This window comes from Mesorhizobium sp. P3_A10 (assembly GCF_056403175.1).
This window is the reverse complement of record NZ_JBFUFZ010000007.1, coordinates 54,974-71,322: the sequence shown is the minus strand read 5'-3', so window position 1 is coordinate 71,322 and position 16,349 is coordinate 54,974. Positions and strand designations below refer to the sequence as shown.

The following is a 16,349-nucleotide window of genomic DNA, read 5'->3' as shown; positions in this document are numbered from 1 at the left end:
CTCCGGCATAATGGCGCTTGGCTTCTTGCGCAACGTCTGAGTGTCGGCTACCGCTCCCGGCCATGACGAAAGACGACCAAATCGCCTTCGAAGCCTTGCTTGGCGCGCGCGCAGGCGCGCTGGAGGCGCTGCTGCGGCGGCTTCTCGACGCACGCACGCTTTCCGGTGAGATCGCTCGCCCGGAACACCTGATGGCAGCCATGCGCCACGGTGTGCTGAACGGCGGCAAGCGTCTGCGCCCCTTCCTGGTCATGGAAAGTGCCGCCCTGTTTGCCGCCGATGGCGAGGCGGCACTGCGCGTGGCGGCAGCGCTCGAATGCGTGCATTGCTATTCGCTGATCCATGACGATCTGCCTTCCATGGACGATGACGACCTGCGCCGCGGCCAGCCGACCGTGCACAAGGCTTTCGACGAGGCCACCGCCATCCTTGCCGGCGACGCCTTGCTGACGCTCGCCTTCGACATCCTCGCCGACGAGGCGACGGCACTACCGGCGGAGCGCCGGGCAGCGCTGGTGCTTGCAATGGCCCGCGCCGCCGGCGCCGGCGGCATGGTCGGCGGCCAGATGCTCGACCTCGAAGCCGAGCGTATCAGGCCCGACGAGGCCGGCATCATCCGGCTGCAGGCGATGAAGACTGGCGCGCTGATCCGCTTCGCTTGCGAGGCGGGCGCCATCATTGCCGGCGCGCCACGCGAAGACCGCGACCGGCTGGCCGAATTCGGCTCGGCGATCGGACTTGCCTTTCAGCTTGCCGACGACCTGCTCGACCTGACGGCTGATATCAGCCAGATGGGCAAGGCCACCGGCAAGGATGCGGCCGCCGGCAAGGCGACGCTGGTGGCGCTGCATGGCGCCAAATGGGCGCGCGAGCAGCTCCACGGCCTCGTAGACCAGGCCCACGCGCTGCTCGAACCCTATGGCGAACAGGCGGTTCTGCTCAAAGCTGCGGCAAAGTTCGTCGCGGCCCGCAACAACTGAGACTGCGCCGGTCAAATCGTCGGAAGACCGGTTTTGGAATTGTCTGCGTTGCGCCACCAGTGGTCATAGAATGACCGCCGCTTGGGCCTCGACGCAGCTCTGGCGGATATCATTTGCCACGCAATCTGCATCGCCTGTAGGCTTTCCGGATGGAAATTGGCAACCGACGATGAGAACCCCCGCCTTTGCAAAATGGGCGCTCGAACGCATCCCTCATGTGAGGCGACTTCGTCGCGAGCTTCGCTTTGCCGAGCAAGAGGCACGACGCCTTGGAGGGATCGTGTCCGAACTGTATCGGCGCGACGGGGCCACCGTTGTGCAACGGGGCGATCTTCGGCTACTGCTCGACCCTTCCTCGCTGGTCGACCGGGAGATGCTGGACCATGGGGCTTGGGAGGCCACACAAATCGGCCTGATGATCGACGCAGCGCGAGCCCTCAAAGGCAACCCGCGGCGCAAACTGTTTCTCGATGTCGGCGCCTATTGGGGCCTGTATAGCCTCAAGATGTGGCGCCTGGGGGTGTTTGACGAGATACTTTGCTTCGAGCCGGACGCAAACAACTTCGCGCAGTTGGAAGCGCAGATGTTTCTCAATGGAGCCAGCTACGACATCAAGCGCATCAAGGCGGCCGTTCTGGACAAACCGGGCACGGCGAGACTGCTGCGCAGCACGTCGATTGCCGACGGCAATCGCGGCGGCGCAATGATACAGGAATCCAGCGAAGACTCCGAACCCGTCCAGGTGGTCACTCTTGACGAATTGCTGGACGTCAAAGGCGCGATCCTGTTCGTCAAAATCGACGTGGAAGGAAGTGAGGCGCGGGTGCTTGCTGGAATGCGGCGGCTGCTCGCGGAGAACGAAATTTATCTGCAGGTCGAGGTTTTTCCCGGGTTCGAAGATCGATTGAAGGATTGCGTGCCGGACACGCTTACGAAAGTGGCCCAGCATCATTGGGATCATATGTTCTCCAACCTTCCGCCCTTGCCGTTGCAAAGTGCTTCGGCGTCTGCGCTACACCTCCTGCAAGGAAATCCTCTCACTCCGTGATGGAGCGACGGCCGGAGCGCCAGTGCGCGACAAAGGCGACAAAGGCGACAAAGGGAGATTGACGTCGAGAACCGTCCGTCGAAGCCATCTCCGATTGCCGCTTGCGCTCTTTTTCCAGGCAACCTGTAAAACCAGCAAGAAGCTCCGCATTTTGCGTATGCGACAGTCCTGAAGCGACGGCCTGCCGTCCAATCCGAATTCTTTTTTAAGCGCGAGCTGATTTTCAGAATTCCATTTCTATCTAAGTCTATAAGTTAAGTGGACTTTAATCCAACGCTCTCGGCCAGAGCGGGCAATCGAGGGACTTGCCCTCTGTTCAAAAGGATTAAATGCCATGAGAAAACTGATTTCCGCTGCCCTTGTCGGGCTTGCTTTGGCGGCCACTTCCGCCGCAGCCCTTGCCGCCGATAAGAAAGTCGTCATCGCCTATCAGACCGGAGCCAACCCCTACAATCTCGGCATCGCCAATGGCGATCTTGCCCAGAAGACCGGCTGGGAAATCGAATTCCGCCGCTTCAATTCCGGTGCTGATATTTCCGCCGCCATCGCATCCGGCGACGTCCAGATCGGCGATGTCGGATCGAGCCCGTTCGCCGCTGCCGTCAGCAGGGGCCTCGACGTGAAGGCGTTCTACATCTCCTCGGTCTCCCGTGACGGCGAAGCGCTCGTGGTGCGGCCCGATATCAAGTCGCCGGCCGACCTGCGCGGCAAGAAGCTTGCCGCGGCACCCGTCTCGACCGACCACTACCAGCTTCTCGCCGTCCTCAAGCAGGAAGGCATTTCGGAGAAAGAAACCCAGGTCATCGCCATTCCCCAGCCCGAAATCGTCGCCGCCTGGAAGCGCGGTGACATTGACGGTGCCTTCGTCTGGGATCCGGCACTCTCCGAACTCAAGAAGGACGGCAAGGTCCTGCTCACAGCCGGCCAGGTCGCCGATCGTGGCGCGCCGACCTTCAGCGCGCTGGTGGTGACCGGCGATTTCGCCAAGGCCAATCCCGACTTCCTCGGCCAGTATGTCCGGCTGATCGACGGCTACAACACGGCCTATCTGAGCAACCCGGCCGCATGGGGACCCGAGTCCGAGAGCGCCAAGCTGATCGCAAAACTGCAAGGCGGTACGGCGGCTGAGAATTCGGAGCAGTTGAAGACGACAGTCGTTCCGCCGCTCGACGAGCAGGTGTCCGACAAATGGCTGGGCGGTGGTGAGAAGGGCGCCGTTGCGAAAATCCTCAAGGACACTGCGGGCTTCCTGAAGGACCAGAAGAAGATCACCGCCATCAAGGACAGCTACGCCGCAGCCGCCGATCCGCAATATGTGGAGGCCGCCAAGGCCTCGAACTAGAAATCACTGACAACATTCAGGTTCTGGCTGGCGGAATTCCCGCCAGCCAGACTGCTTGGAGGCCACCATGCTTCGAATCCGCGATGCCAGCGTCACCTTCCCGGCCTCGGATGGCCAGGACGTGCACGCGCTTGATCACGTCTCGCTCGATATCGCTCCCGATTCCATCGTTGTCGCGGTCGGTGCGTCCGGATGCGGCAAGTCGACATTGCTCAACGCCATCGCCGGCTTCCTGCCGCTCACCGAAGGCACGATCACACTGGACGGAAAGGAGATTGTCGAGCCCGGCGGCGATCGTGGCGTCGTCTTCCAGAAGGACACCTTGCTGCCCTGGGCCAACGTGCTGGACAATGTCGCGCTCGGCCTGAAATACCGGGGCGTGCGGCGCAACGAACGCCATGAGCGGTCAAGGCGTCTGCTGGAACTGGTCGGGCTCGCCGATTTCGCCGAAAAGCCGCCCTATGAACTGTCCGGCGGCATGCGCCAGCGCGTCGGCATCGCGCGGGCGCTGGCCACCGATCCGAAGATTCTTCTGATGGACGAACCGTTCGGCGCCCTCGACAGCCTGACGCGCGAGACGATGCAGCAGCTTCTGGCCTCGGTCTGGGCCAAGACCGGCAAGCAGATCCTGTTCATCACCCATTCGATCGAGGAAGCCCTGACGCTCGGCACCACCATCGTCGTGATGTCGCCGAGGCCCGGCCGCATCGTTGCCCGCTTCGAGGCCGACTTCGTTCGCGAGTTCGCCGAGAGTGGCGACATCGGGCCGATCCAGTCCCATCCGCGCTTCATCGAACTGCGGCAGGAAATCCGCTCGCTCATCCACCAGCCGGAAGCCGCCCGTACAGGAAACTTGCAATGACGCTTGCCGCCAACTCCCCCACTTCATTCCGGGCTTCAACGACCCAGCGCAGGCCGTCCGCTCCGCCGCGCCGGTCTGCGTCGACAAGCACACTCGGCATCAGCCTGGTCACTCTGGCGTCGCTGATTGCCTTGTGGTTCCTCGCCGCACATTTCGAATGGGCGTCGCCGCTGTTCCTGCCGTCGCCGGCCGAGGTGCTGGCCCAGTTCAGCGCCGTCTGGGTCGACGGTTATGCCAACGGCACGCTGCTCGAGCACACGCTGGCCAGCCTTGGTCGCATCGCCGCGGCGCTCGGCGTCGGCATTTTCCTGGGCATTCCCCTCGGCCTGCTGATGGGGCTCAACCGCTGGATCAAGGGCATCTTCAGCGTTCCGATCGACCTCTACTGGGGCTTGCCGCCGCTGGCCTACCTGCCGCTGCTGATCATCTGGCTGGGCATCGGCGAGACCTCCAAGATCGTGCTGCTGTCGCTCTCGACCTTCGCCCCGGTCTGCTTTGCCGCACAGGCCGGTGTCCGGTCCGTGCCCGATGAACGGATCAACGCGGCGCTGTCGCTTGGCGCCAGCCGCCTGCAACTGTTCACCAGCATCATCCTGCCGTCGGCATTGCCGGAAATCATGACCGGCCTGAAGATCGCCATCGGCGCCGGCTTGTCGACGCTGGTCGCCGCCGAACTGATCGCGGCCCAGTCGGGCCTTGGCTACATGATCATGTCGGCGGCCAATTTCCTCGCCACCGACGTCGTCTTCGTCGGCCTCATCGTCATCGCTGTCCTGGCCTTCGCCTTCACCAGCGGCATGCGCTGGCTGGAGCACCGCCTCATCCCCTGGAAGGGCAAGCTCTGACGCCCGGTCCACACATTTCGCATCGCTGAAGGAACAAGCCTATGTCCAGCAAGCCACTCGACCTCTACTGGTACCTGCCGACCCATGGCGACGGGCCGTATCTCGGCACTGACGAGCGGCACCGCCCGGCAACTTTCGGATATCTCAAGGAGATCGCCCAGGCAGCCGACCGGCTTGGCTTCAAGGGCGTTCTGCTGCCCACCGGAACGAGCTGCGAGGACGCCTGGATCGTGGCGGCCGGGCTGATCCCGCTGACCGAACGGCTGAAGTTCCTCGTGGCGCTGCGGCCGGGCAGCGGCACACCGGCGCTGTTTGCGCGTCATGCCGCCACGCTGGACCGCATCTCCGGCGGCCGCGTCCTGCTCAATGTCGTCACCGGTGCCGATCCGGCCGACCTCGCCGGCGACGGCAACAAGCTCAGCCATGACGAGCGCTATGCGCAGACCGACGAGTTCCTGACCATCTGGCGGCGGATCCTTTCGGGTGAGCCGGCCGATTTCGAGGGCAAGTACCTGTCTGCCCACGGCACCGACATTTCCTTCCCGCCGATCCAGCAGCCCCATCCGCCGCTCTGGTTCGGCGGCTCCTCCGACGCCGGCATTGCGATCGCCGCCAAGCATGTGGACGCCTATCTCAGCTGGGGCGAACCGGTGGACCAGCTCGCCGAAAAGATCGACCGCGTCAGACAGGCAGCGGCAGCGCAAGGCCGCACGATCCGCTTCGGCCTTCGCATTCATCTGATCGTGCGCGAAACGGAGGACGAGGCCTGGGCGGCAGCTGACCGGCTGATCAGCCACGTCACCGACGACCTGATCGTCGAAGCCCAGAACGGATTTGTCCACATCTCGGAATCCGTTGGGCAAAAGCGCATGTCGGCGCTGCATCAGGGCCGGCGCGACAAATTGGTTGTCGGCCCGAACCTGTGGGCGGGACCCGGGTTGGTGCGTGGCGGCGCGGGAACGGCGCTGGTTGGCAATCCAGACAATGTTGCCGCGCGCATTCGCGAGTATCAGGAGATCGGCATCGAAACGATCATCGCGTCCGCCTACCCGCATTTGGAAGAGGCCTTCAACGTCGCCGAATTGCTGTTCCCAAAACTCGGGCTGAGCGGCGAGACCGCACCCCAGGAGCGCAGCTGGGACGTCGAATTCGGACGCCCCAAGGTCGCAGCGTCCGCTTCGTGACGTGCTGCCGGGAGCAGGAGGGGAAGGCACGAACGGGCTATCCGGGCGCTTCCACCCGGGCCTTGGTTCTGGTCACGATGTTGAAGGCGCCGCGCAACAGCACGGCGCCCGTCTTTCAGGTGCTGCTGGAGTCAGCCATGAACGGATAGTCAGTATATCCCTTGGCGCCGCCGCCATAGATGGTCTGCGGATTCACCTCAGCAAGCGGAAAGGCAGTCTTCAGCCGCTCAACGAGATCAGGATTGGCGATATAGGGTCGGCCAAACGAAAAGAGATCCGCCGAGCCCTGGGAAAGGCGCGACGATGCGCGTTCAACGTCGAAGCCATTGTTCGCAATGTAGGTATTCCCGAATTTTGCTCTGAGGTCTGCGTAGCTGAAGGCAGCGACGCCCTGCGATCCGGCTGTCGCACTTTCAACAACATGGAGATACGCAATTCCCATCTGGCCCAACTTTTCGGCGATGTAGTTGAATTGTGACTGCGGATCAGTCGAAGGGACCCAGTTGACCGGTGAGATGCGGACACCCGTACGCTCGGCTCCAACCTCCGCAGCCACAGCGGTCGCGACCTCAAGTATCATCCGCGCTCGATTTTCGATCGATCCGCCATAGGCATCGGAGCGTTCGTTCGAACCGTCCTTGGCAAACTGTTCCAGCAGATAGCCGTTGGCACCATGGACTTCGACTCCATCGAAGCCTGCAGCAATTGCGTTGGCGGCTGCCCGGCGAAAACCTGAGATGATGCCATGGATTTCATCATGTTCGAGCGCGCGAGGTTCGGACACATCGACGAACGCATTGTTGACGAAGACTTTGGTCTCCGGCTTGATGGCGGAGGGTGCGACCGGCGCTTGCCCATTCGGCTGCAGGTCCACATGCGACACACGTCCGACATGCCAGAGCTGCAAAAAGATGTGGCCACCTTTGGAATGCACTGCGTCGGTCACTTTTCGCCAACCGTCGATCTGGGTTTGCGTATAGATACCCGGCGTATCCTGATAACCCTGCCCTTGCTGGGAAATCTGTGCACCTTCCGTTATGATCAAGCCTGCGGCGGCGCGCTGGGAATAGTATTTGGCGGCAAGGTCACCGGGGACGAATCCGGCGCCGGCTCTGTTACGGGTCAAAGGCGCCATGACGATACGGTTCGCCAAGGTCAGAGTGCCGAGCCTATAGGGTTGAAAAAGGGCGTTATCTGTCATTTTGCGTCTTCCGTCTGGAGTTTGTAGGCTCTGGGATGTCAGGTTTCGCGCTGGCAGACAGGCGGCGTGCCTGTCCACGTGGCGGAACGTTGTCGTCCCGCCACGGCGCTTTCCATGGCTGGCGCTAAAGGGCAGTGCGGTAGCGTTCCGCAGCAAGAACTTGTGCGAATTCGGGAACCATCGTTTGGCGCGCGGCGTGATACGCATCCCACTGGGTGGCATCGTGCAGCGTTGGGATTGTTACACCCTCGCGCCGGTCAAAACCGACCATTGCTGCGTCTACGAGTTCGTCTACTTCCATCACGGCCGGGAGCGTGTTGACGTCGATGCCGGCAAGCTCCCAGATTTCCGTTCGTGTCGCCGCGGGCAAGACTGCTTGCACATAAATGCCCTTGGGACCGAGTTCGAGGCTCAGCCCCTGAGAGAGGAACGTCACGAATGCCTTGGTCGCGCCGTAGACGGACATTCCGAATTCCGGGGCAAGCCCGACGACCGAGGAAACGTTGACGATCGCGCCGGCGCCTGCCTCGATGAACCGTGGCGCGACGGCGCTGGCGAGGCGCGCAACCGCCGTCGCATTGAGCGCGATAAGCTGGGACAGATCACTGGCAGTTTGATCCACAAATGTCCCTCCTAGGCTCGCACCGGCATTGTTGATCAGGATCCCTATCCTATGGTCGTCGCGCAGGCGCCTTTCCACAGCAGCAAGATCATCCGAGTTTGTTACGTCGGCCTGCAGAACATCGACGGCAACGCCATGTTCATTGCGGAGCTGTTCCGAGAGGGCCTCCAGTCTTGCCTTGTTGCGGGCGACCAGAACCAGATCATGCCCACGTCGGGCAAAACGTTCTGCATATGCGGCCCCGATCCCTGCGGAAGCACCGGTGATGAGGACGGTTTGAGTCTCAGTCATTCTCTTGCTCTCTTTCGATTAAACGCTATATTTATGATCGTGGTCATGATTGCGACCTAAAGATGATAGATATCATGAAAAAGTCAATGGCAAAGATGGAGAAATCTGAAATGAAAGTGAGCCGCGAACAGATGGCCGAAAACCGCCAAAGAATCCTGGAGGTCGCAAGCCGATTGTTTCGAGAAAAAGGGTTTGAGGCAGTCGGCGTCTCGGAGGTCATGCAGGCCTTGGGGCTAACGCATGGCGGCTTCTACGGTCATTTCAGCTCGAAGGATGACCTCATCGTGCAGGCGCTCGCTCACGCGCTTGGCGAACGCAATGGCGCGACACTTCCCCTTGGAGCATACATCGACGAGTATCTGTCGCCGCGCCACCGCGACAACAGGGCTGGCGGTTGTCCTATCGCCGGGCTCGTCGCCGACACGCTGCGCCAGACACCGGAGGCCCGTGCGGCGGTGACAGACGGCGTGCGAGCACAGCTCGACTGGATGAGTGAGAAGTCTACAGAGGCGACCGAAGCCGACCGACGACGCCGGGCGATCGGAAGTTGGTCCGCGATGGTCGGGGCTACGATCCTGGCCCGGGCTATGGTCGATCCCGACTTGTCGAATGAGATCCTGACGGAAACCCTGGCCTGGGTCCATGAAGGGCTCCGCCGGCCGGCCTCGGCAGTTTCAGAACGTCAATGAGCCAGCGCGTTGTAGCGTCGAACAGGAAGCAACGTGGATACAGGTGCTATCGTTTCATGGTGATGACGACCTTACCCCTCGCGCGCCCTGTCTCGACGTAGGCCAAGGCATCGCCGGTCTTCTCGAACGGGAAAACCTTGTCAACGACGGGGCGGATCACACCTGATTCGATCAGGGAGGCGATCTCGCTTAACTGTTGACCCTGCGCTCGCATGAGTAGGAACGAATAGCGAATGCCGAGGCTTTTGGCCTTTTTCCGCACACCACGGCTCAGCAGGCGCACCACCAGTCTTAGCACCAGGTTCAGTCCCTGCTTCTTGGCAAATTCCGGATCCGGCGGACCGGAGATGGAGATGAGCTTGCCGCCCGGTTTGAGCACATTCAGGGATTTTTCAAGCGTCTTGGCGTCCTGGCTATTCACCACGACGTCGTAGCCTGACAGGACTTTCTCGAAGTCATCCTTCCTGTAGTCGACGACGACATCGGCGCCGAGACCTTTGACCAGATCGGCACTCGCCGCGCTCGCCGTTGTCGCAACGGTCGCGCCGAGATGCTTTGCCAGCTGGATGGCGAACGTCCCCACACCGCCGGAGCCAGCCTGGATGAAGACTTTTTGGCCCTTCTTCAAGCCTGCCCTCTCGATCAGCGCCTGCCAGGCAGTCAGGCCGACCAGTGGGATTGAGGCCGCCTCTTCCATGCTGAGATTTTTAGGCTTCAGGGCCACGTCGGCTTCATCGATTGCGATGAATTCGGCGAATGTCCCGATCCGGCCGTCGCATGGCCGCGAATAGACAGCGTCGCCGGCTTTGAATTTGCGGACTTTTGAGCCCACTCCGACAACCTTCCCGGCCACGTCGTGGCCCAGGATGAACGGCCGGCGATAGGGCAGGATGAGTTTGAATTCGCCGGTTTTGATCTTTGAATCCAGCAGGTTCACCGCTGCGGCATGGATCTCGACCAGGACATCGCTGTCCCCGAGCTCCGGCTTCGGCATCTCGGCCAGCCGCAGAGGGCCCTTCTTGCTATACTTATCGACAACGAATGCTTTCATGGCCGTGACTTTCTAAATTGCTTCTTGGGCGCTAGGCCGCGAGGAAGGACTGGGCTTTCGAGACGAAATCGGCGTGGTTCTGAAACACCCCGCCATGCCCGGCATCCGGGTAGATCACCAACTGTGCCCCCGGGATACGCCTGGCGAGATCGTAGGTATTGCTGCTCGGCACCATCCTGTCCTGATCGCCATTGGCAACCAATGTAGGAATGCGGATGGTGCTCAAATCTTGCGGCGCATGCAGGCCATAGGCCTTGATCGCCTTCAGTTGCGCGCCAAACGCGCTCAGCGAAATCGCCTTGTCCCGGTTGTTCTTACGCTCTTTCAGCCGCTGCAGAAATGCGTTTGCGGCACGGTGGCCATTCGGCGTCCTTGTGAAGAACAGATAATATTTCGCATCCCGAAAAGTCAGCGCGCCCTTGATCATGTCCACGATCGTCAATGGCGTCACCTTGTCGATGCCTTCGCCACCGGCGGGCCCTGTGCCGGCCAGGATGAGTTTGCGCACAAGCGTCGGCTCGGTCAGCACAACCTCCTGCGCCACAAAGCCGCCGAGGGAAAAGCCGAAGAGGTCGACTTCCTCGAACCCCAGCGCCCGGATAAAAGCGACGGCATCGCGCGCCATCGCGGAGATGGTTGACGGCGTCCTGCCGCCTGAAGCACCGATGCCTCTGTTATCGAAGGCTATCACCCGCCGGGTCGCGGCGAGACCATCGACGATACGGGGATCGAAGTTGTCCAGCTGAGCGCCCAGATGGTTGAGCAGGATCACCGGCACGCCGGTCCTGGGCCCGAGTTCCCTGTAAACGAATGCCGCATCACCGACATCGACAGAGCGCGTTGGCGCGTCCTGGAACGATGCCCGTGAATGGGGCGGCTGGTTGAATGCATGGGGGATGTTTGACACCTCCGTGCTGTGGTGTCTAACCAACTGTGTTGTGGTTGCCAGTCTCATCTGCGTGAACTCCTTCGCCTGGTTTCAGACCGGTAGGCGGAACTGCTTGCGCAAGGTCTTGTCGAACATCCCTGCGGGGGCGAAGCGGCGCAGCAGGCTGACCTGCCGCGCCGCCTTGCCAGCGGTGTAGCGCCGTCGCGGACGGGCATCGGTCGCCGCCTTGACGACCACATCCGCCACCACTTCCGGCCGATCGGCTTTGGGCATCACATCGGCAAGCAGCGCCTTGAGCCCGGCTCGCGCCTGATCGTATTCCTTCAACAGCGAATCCGGCTCGATGCCGTTCTGGTCGAAGACGGTGCGCACGAATGCCGGCTCTATGACCGAGACACGAATATTGAAGGCACGGACCTCGTGATCGAGCGATTCCGAATAGCCTTCGAGCGCGTGCTTGACCGCTGAATAGTGCGCTGAGTATGGCGCGGGTACCAATCCCAGAATCGAGCCAATGTTGATGATGCGCCCTTCGCCACGCCGCCGCATCGAGGGCAACACGGCGTTGATCATGCGCATGACCCCGAACAGATTGACGTCGAACAGGGACTGCACCTGTGCGACCGAGGATTCCTCGGCGCCGCCAAGCAGGCCGACACCGGCATTGTTGACCAGCAGATCGATCCGGCCGGTCTGCGCCAGCACGGTTGCAACGAGGGCGCTGACGGAGTCACCATCGGTCACGTCGCATGTCAGCATGGACACCTGCGCCGGACTGCTGCTGGCCTTGCTGCGACTTGTCCCGAAGACGGTATATCCTGCCCGCGCCAGGGCCTCGGCACTGGCGCGGCCGATGCCCGAGGAGGCTCCGGTCACGATCGCGGTTCTTCCCGAAAGGGTGCTCATTTGATACTCCACAGACATGAGGGCTAGCTTTTTGCCGTTGATTGGATTATGATCATAATATCACATTACGAGCATAATGCAATAGCAGAAAGGAAAGGCCGCCATGCGCTACGAAAAGGGCCGAAAGGACGCATCCCGCGATCGGATCGTGGAGGTCGCCGCCCAGCGTTTTCGGGGTGACGGCATAGCCGCCTCCGGACTGGCAACCATCATGGGCGACGCCGGGCTGACGAACGGAGCCTTCTACCCGCACTTTCAATCAAAGGCGGAGCTAATCCGCGAAAGCGTGGCGGCGGCCCTGGATGCCCAGTCGCAGCAAATTCAGGAGTTGTTGGCTTCGGGCGGTCCGGAAATGGCCATTCAGGCGTATCTGTCGGCCGAGCACCGGGACAATCCAGACAAGGGCTGCGCGTCGGCCGCACTGCTGCCGGAGATCGCGCGCCAGCCGCCTGAAACGCGCGAGGTCTATACCCAGCGCTTCCTGACCCAGGTGCGGCAGGTGTCTGCCGCACTGCCGCAGGGCAAGGACCCGGAAGGTGTGGCGCTGGGTGTCTTTGCGACCCTCATCGGCGCGCTTCAGCTGGCCCGCGCGGTGGCAGGGACGGAATTGTCGGACCGCATCCTTGCGGCAGGAGCAGATGCGGCGCGGACGCTGATCCAGCCGTCTGAGGACGAGAAGGCCTCCTAGAGCGGTCAGTCACTGATTTGCGCCGCGCGGTACGAACGAAATTTTAATGCAAATGAAGCGTAATCCCGGCAATTAAAATGATGCGTATGTGTTGGGGTTGCGCATGCCGGAATATTCTTTCTTCATCCGCTCGATCCGCATCCGCTATCTCTCGGGATTGCTGATTTTCGCGCTGGCTTCCGCCGCCGTGATGTTTGCGCTGAACCGCGTAAATTCCTTCCGTCACGACATCGATGCGCTGAGCAGCAACCTCGTCATCTTCACCCGCGACCTGCGCAACGCCACCAGCTTCGCCGAAACGACCGGTACCGCCTGGCGGGCGGAAACACGCGATGGGTTGGCCGCATCGGCGCGCGGCCATTCCGAACGCCTGACCGGTGAGATCGAAACACTCACCGCCCAGATTGCCGCGATCAAGCCGCGCCTCTCCAGCAAGACCGTCAACGAGCTCGAATCCGCCTCCGTCAACGGCGATCTGTTCTGGTCGACACGCGACATGGTGCGCAACTTCAACCTGATGTCGGTGGCGCAAAAGGTCGACGAATGGAGCTATCGCGAGATCCGTAACCAGAATGATCTGTTTGCCCAGCCGATGCTGGTCCGCGTCCGCACCGCCATGGACAACGAGCGCCATCTGGCCGATGCCTCCGGCGACAGGCTGCTATTGTGGGCGAGCGGGCTTTTGTTTGCCGTGCTTGCCATCGTTGCCCTGTGGATTTTCCGGCCGATGGAAAAGGCGATCCGCCGCGCCTTTGCCGAATCCGCCGAATCCCTGTTCAAGGCCGAGGCCGCCGACCGCGCCAAATCGGAATTCCTTGCCAATATGAGCCATGAGATCCGCACCCCGATGAACGGCGTACTGGGCATGGCCGAATTGCTCGCCAAGACCGAGCTGACCCCGCGCCAGAAGACCTTCACCGACGTCATCGTCAAATCCGGCAATGCGCTGCTCACCATCATCAACGACATCCTCGATTTCTCCAAGATCAATGCCGGCCAGTTGATGCTCGACCCTGCCCCGTTCCGTCTCGCCGAAGCGGTCGAGGACGTGGCGACGCTGGTGTCGGCGCGCGTCGCCGAGAAGAACCTCGAACTGATCGTGCGTGTCGATCCGCGCCTGCCGGCCTTTGTCGTCGGCGACGCCGGCCGGTTCCGGCAGATCGTCACCAATCTGCTCGGCAATGCGGTGAAGTTCACTGAAAAGGGCCATGTGCTGATCGATGTCGGCGGCGAAATCGTCGACGGCCTGGTCCAGCTCAAGGTGCGCGTCGAAGACACCGGCATCGGCATTCCGGCCGAAAAGCTGCAGAACGTGTTCGAAAAATTCGCCCAGGTCGACGGTTCGTCGACGCGCCGCCACGAAGGCACTGGCCTTGGCCTCGCCATCGCGGCCCGCCTCGTCGACCTGATGGGCGGCAAGATCGGCGTCGAAAGCGAAATCGGCCGCGGCTCCGTCTTCTGGTTTGCCGTGCCTGTGCCCGCGCATCAGCAGAATGCGCGCGACGAGATCGTGCCGGTCGACGTCACCGGCGCCCGCGTGCTGGTCATCGACGACAATCCGGTCAACCGCGAGATCCTGCTCGAACAGCTCAGAAGCTGGAGCTTCGACTGCGCCGCCGCCGAAAGCGGCGCCGTCGGCCTGGCCTTCCTCGACCGCGCCAACCAGTTGGGCGCCGCCGTCGACTGCATCATCCTCGACTACCAGATGCCCGGCATGAACGGCGCCGATGTCGCCAGAGCCATTGCCTCGGACAGCCGCCTGTCCGCCATTCCGGTCGTGCTGCTGACCTCGGTCGACCAGATCGATTTCGGCAAGATGGTCATCGATTTCGGCATCGCCGCGCATCTGACCAAGCCGGCCCGCTCGGCCGTCCTGCTCGGCACCGTCATCTCGGTCATCCAGAGAGCCCGTTTCCAGGTCGGCAAGGCACAATTCGTCCGCGAGCCGGTTGTCCCCGTAGCGGCGCCGCCGGCGTTCACCGTCATTCGCGGCCCGGCGATGCCGGCAGCGGTCGCACCGGAATCGACCGCCACGCCGAACGGCCCCATCGACATCCTCATTGCCGAGGACAATGACGTCAACCAGCTGGTTTTCGGCCAGATCCTCAACGGTCTCGGCCTGAGCTACCGCATCGCCGGCAATGGCCGCACGGCGGTCGAGATGTACCGGGCGCTGCGGCCCAAGCTGGTGCTGATGGATGTCTCCATGCCGGAGATGAACGGCTACGAAGCGACCCGCGCCATCAGGGTGATCGAGGCGACGACCGGCAGCCACACACCGATCATCGGCGTCACTGCGCACGCGCTGAAGGGCGACCGTGACAAATGCATCGAGGCCGGCATGGACGACTATCTGCCCAAGCCCGTTTCGCCCGATCGCCTCGGCAGCAAGATCGGCACCTGGCTCAGCGAGACGGTGGTGGCAAAGACGGCATAGCCCGTTAGCGCAGCCGGCCGATCGGGATGATCTCCGGCGACACAGGACCATAGGGCTGGCCGAGCCAGCTGCCGAGCCATTCTTCTACAACTAGGCCGGCCTCACCGAGCATGCCGGCAAGCTCGTCCTTCTCCGGGAACGCGATTTTCGATTCGGCGCTCAGAACCTCCCTGCGGCCCGGGATTTCATAGTGGGTCGAATAGGTGACGACGCCGGTTGCGGCATCGTGCCGGACATCGTTCCATGCCTTGATCGTGCCCAGTCCGGGATGATCCAGCATCCGATGCGACCGCTCAGGCGTCCATTCCAGCCATTCCTCGACCGCGGGATTTCGCGTGTCGAAGATGAAGCGCCCGCCCGGAGCAAGATGCGCCGCGATGGTGCCAAGCACCGCCTTGCGATCTTCTGGCGTGAGAAACACCTGGAAAGCATGTCCGGTCAGCAACACCAGATCGAAGCGCCGCCCGAGCCGGACTTTTCGCGCATCGGCCTCGACCCAATCGACGCTCTCGCCGCTCGCTCGGCTGCGCGCGATAGCGAGCATCGCCGGGGCTGGATCGACGCCGGTGACGCTGCGCCCATCGGCAAGTGCCGCGGCCAGTTGCCCGGTGCCGCAGCCGAGATCGAGAACCGAGCGGGCGTCGCCAGCGAAGCGGACGCAATAGTCGAAATCGACGCCGCGCTCATTCTCGATGTCGTAGAACTGGACGAGGTCGGGGTCGCTGTAGAGGCGGTCGGTCATGGCAACCTATAACTGGAACTTTTCCTGGATGCGCCTGGCGCATTCCAGCGGGGTGGCGGAGCTGCTGTCGATTTCGAGATCGTAGCGGATGCCCTTGTGCACGCGGTCATACTGACAGCGCGCCAGCCCTGGCAACCTGTCGGGGCGCGTGGCTTCCCGTGCCTCGAGTACCTCCAGCGGCGCCATGACCCCGACCAGATGCAGGTCGAAATCCGACAGCAACTCGACATATTCCGATATCTCGTCATTGAAGATCACGTCGTCGACAATGAGATTGTTGCCTTGCCCGGCCATGGCGGCGATGGCGTGGCGCATGCCGCGCATTGTTCGCGCGCCGACCGGCCCGCTCCTGATCACCACCGACGGCTTGCCGTCCTCCAGCACCGTCTCAAAGGAAAACCCGTCGGCATGATCCTGCAGCGCCTCCGGCAGCATGTCGATGAAGGCATCCATCTGGACGTGCAGGAAGGGCGCGGCGGCGATTGTCTGCAGGGCTCTCGCGATCGAGCTCTTGCCGGCACTGCCGACGCCGTTGAGAAGGATGATTTTGGCGGTCATCTGCAACGCGCACC

Annotated in this window: 16 protein-coding genes; 9 read left to right on the top strand and 7 right to left on the bottom strand. The window is 62.1% G+C overall.

What is annotated here, in order from left to right:
- The first annotated feature begins 62 nt into the window (after positions 1-62).
- From AC1DXU_RS24075 to ssuD, 6 genes are all read left to right on the top strand, one after another.
- A complete protein-coding gene (locus AC1DXU_RS24075) occupies positions 63-980 on the top strand; it encodes a polyprenyl synthetase family protein (RefSeq protein ID WP_477373013.1) in 918 nt (305 codons plus the stop codon).
- 169 nt (positions 981-1,149) lie between these two features.
- Positions 1,150-2,028: an FkbM family methyltransferase gene (locus AC1DXU_RS24070; protein WP_477317878.1), complete on the top strand. Its 879-nt coding sequence runs from the start codon at positions 1,150-1,152 to the stop codon at positions 2,026-2,028.
- A gap of 334 nt (positions 2,029-2,362) precedes the next feature.
- Complete coding sequence (tauA, locus tag AC1DXU_RS24065) at positions 2,363-3,370, top strand: taurine ABC transporter substrate-binding protein (protein WP_477373011.1); 1,008 nt, start codon at positions 2,363-2,365, stop codon at positions 3,368-3,370.
- Positions 3,371-3,437: 67 nt separating this feature from the next.
- Positions 3,438-4,232, top strand: coding sequence for a taurine ABC transporter ATP-binding protein (locus AC1DXU_RS24060; protein ID WP_477373009.1), 795 nt, complete (start codon positions 3,438-3,440; stop codon positions 4,230-4,232).
- Positions 4,229-5,077, top strand: coding sequence for an ABC transporter permease subunit (locus AC1DXU_RS24055; protein WP_477373007.1), 849 nt, complete (start codon positions 4,229-4,231; stop codon positions 5,075-5,077). Before AC1DXU_RS24060 ends, AC1DXU_RS24055 begins: the two co-directional genes overlap by 4 nt.
- Positions 5,078-5,118: 41 nt before the next feature.
- Entirely contained in the window at positions 5,119-6,261 is a 1,143-nt protein-coding gene (gene ssuD, locus AC1DXU_RS24050) for an FMNH2-dependent alkanesulfonate monooxygenase (protein ID WP_477373005.1), read from the top strand.
- Positions 6,262-6,376: 115 nt separating this feature from the next.
- Here ssuD and AC1DXU_RS24045 read toward each other — a convergent pair whose 3' ends face one another.
- Together AC1DXU_RS24045 and AC1DXU_RS24040 are read right to left on the bottom strand one after the other, a co-directional pair.
- Positions 6,377-7,462, bottom strand: coding sequence for an alkene reductase (locus AC1DXU_RS24045; protein ID WP_477373003.1), 1,086 nt, complete (start codon positions 7,460-7,462; stop codon positions 6,377-6,379).
- 124 nt (positions 7,463-7,586) lie between these two features.
- A complete protein-coding gene (locus AC1DXU_RS24040) occupies positions 7,587-8,375 on the bottom strand; it encodes an SDR family NAD(P)-dependent oxidoreductase (protein WP_477373001.1) in 789 nt (262 codons plus the stop codon).
- Positions 8,376-8,485: 110 nt separating this feature from the next.
- On the opposite strand from AC1DXU_RS24040, the gene AC1DXU_RS24035 reads away from it, so the two are divergent.
- Entirely contained in the window at positions 8,486-9,064 is a 579-nt protein-coding gene (locus AC1DXU_RS24035) for a TetR/AcrR family transcriptional regulator (RefSeq protein WP_477373490.1), read from the top strand.
- Positions 9,065-9,110: 46 nt separating this feature from the next.
- On the opposite strand, the gene AC1DXU_RS24030 is transcribed toward AC1DXU_RS24035, so the two are convergent.
- From AC1DXU_RS24030 to AC1DXU_RS24020, 3 genes are read right to left on the bottom strand one after another with little or no spacing between them, the layout of a single operon-like run.
- Positions 9,111-10,115, bottom strand: a complete 1,005-nt coding sequence (locus AC1DXU_RS24030) for an NADP-dependent oxidoreductase (protein ID WP_477372999.1) — start codon at positions 10,113-10,115, stop codon at positions 9,111-9,113.
- 31 nt (positions 10,116-10,146) lie between these two features.
- A complete protein-coding gene (locus AC1DXU_RS24025; protein ID WP_477372997.1) occupies positions 10,147-11,070 on the bottom strand; it encodes an alpha/beta fold hydrolase in 924 nt (307 codons plus the stop codon).
- Between the two features lie 24 nt (positions 11,071-11,094).
- Positions 11,095-11,910 (bottom strand): oxidoreductase, encoded by an 816-nt coding sequence (locus AC1DXU_RS24020; protein WP_477372995.1) that lies wholly within the window; start codon positions 11,908-11,910, stop codon positions 11,095-11,097.
- 103 nt (positions 11,911-12,013) lie between these two features.
- Here AC1DXU_RS24020 and AC1DXU_RS24015 point away from each other — a divergent pair, with 103 nt between their 5' ends.
- Together AC1DXU_RS24015 and AC1DXU_RS24010 are read left to right on the top strand one after the other, a co-directional pair.
- Positions 12,014-12,598, top strand: a complete 585-nt coding sequence (locus AC1DXU_RS24015) for a TetR/AcrR family transcriptional regulator (RefSeq protein WP_477372993.1) — start codon at positions 12,014-12,016, stop codon at positions 12,596-12,598.
- A 103-nt stretch (positions 12,599-12,701) separates the two neighbouring features.
- A complete protein-coding gene (locus AC1DXU_RS24010; protein WP_477372991.1) occupies positions 12,702-15,035 on the top strand; it encodes a response regulator in 2,334 nt (777 codons plus the stop codon).
- A gap of 4 nt (positions 15,036-15,039) precedes the next feature.
- On the opposite strand, the gene AC1DXU_RS24005 is transcribed toward AC1DXU_RS24010, so the two are convergent.
- Both AC1DXU_RS24005 and AC1DXU_RS24000 read right to left on the bottom strand, forming a co-directional pair.
- A complete protein-coding gene (locus AC1DXU_RS24005) occupies positions 15,040-15,777 on the bottom strand; it encodes a class I SAM-dependent methyltransferase (protein WP_477372989.1) in 738 nt (245 codons plus the stop codon).
- 6 nt (positions 15,778-15,783) lie between these two features.
- Entirely contained in the window at positions 15,784-16,335 is a 552-nt protein-coding gene (locus AC1DXU_RS24000; RefSeq protein WP_477372987.1) for a chloramphenicol phosphotransferase CPT family protein, read from the bottom strand.
- Positions 16,336-16,349 lie beyond the last annotated feature (14 nt).

Bases quoted from the DNA above. Each gene is read 5' to 3' on its own strand.
- AC1DXU_RS24010 (WP_477372991.1), top strand. From the start codon at position 12,702: ATGCCGGAATATTCTTTCTTCATCCGCTCGATCCGCATCCGCTATCTC.
- AC1DXU_RS24035 (WP_477373490.1), top strand. From the start codon at position 8,486: ATGAAAGTGAGCCGCGAACAGATGGCCGAAAACCGCCAAAGAATCCTG.
- AC1DXU_RS24070 (WP_477317878.1), top strand. From the start codon at position 1,150: ATGAGAACCCCCGCCTTTGCAAAATGGGCGCTCGAACGCATCCCTCAT.
- AC1DXU_RS24000 (WP_477372987.1), bottom strand. From the start codon at position 16,335: ATGACCGCCAAAATCATCCTTCTCAACGGCGTCGGCAGTGCCGGCAAG.
- tauA (WP_477373011.1), top strand. From the start codon at position 2,363: ATGAGAAAACTGATTTCCGCTGCCCTTGTCGGGCTTGCTTTGGCGGCC.
- AC1DXU_RS24055 (WP_477373007.1), top strand. From the start codon at position 4,229: ATGACGCTTGCCGCCAACTCCCCCACTTCATTCCGGGCTTCAACGACC.
- AC1DXU_RS24005 (WP_477372989.1), bottom strand. From the start codon at position 15,777: ATGACCGACCGCCTCTACAGCGACCCCGACCTCGTCCAGTTCTACGAC.
- AC1DXU_RS24025 (WP_477372997.1), bottom strand. From the start codon at position 11,070: ATGAGACTGGCAACCACAACACAGTTGGTTAGACACCACAGCACGGAG.
- ssuD (WP_477373005.1), top strand. From the start codon at position 5,119: ATGTCCAGCAAGCCACTCGACCTCTACTGGTACCTGCCGACCCATGGC.
- AC1DXU_RS24060 (WP_477373009.1), top strand. From the start codon at position 3,438: ATGCTTCGAATCCGCGATGCCAGCGTCACCTTCCCGGCCTCGGATGGC.
- AC1DXU_RS24045 (WP_477373003.1), bottom strand. From the start codon at position 7,462: ATGACAGATAACGCCCTTTTTCAACCCTATAGGCTCGGCACTCTGACC.
- AC1DXU_RS24015 (WP_477372993.1), top strand. From the start codon at position 12,014: ATGCGCTACGAAAAGGGCCGAAAGGACGCATCCCGCGATCGGATCGTG.
- AC1DXU_RS24020 (WP_477372995.1), bottom strand. From the start codon at position 11,910: ATGAGCACCCTTTCGGGAAGAACCGCGATCGTGACCGGAGCCTCCTCG.
- AC1DXU_RS24030 (WP_477372999.1), bottom strand. From the start codon at position 10,115: ATGAAAGCATTCGTTGTCGATAAGTATAGCAAGAAGGGCCCTCTGCGG.
- AC1DXU_RS24075 (WP_477373013.1), top strand. From the start codon at position 63: ATGACGAAAGACGACCAAATCGCCTTCGAAGCCTTGCTTGGCGCGCGC.
- AC1DXU_RS24040 (WP_477373001.1), bottom strand. From the start codon at position 8,375: ATGACTGAGACTCAAACCGTCCTCATCACCGGTGCTTCCGCAGGGATC.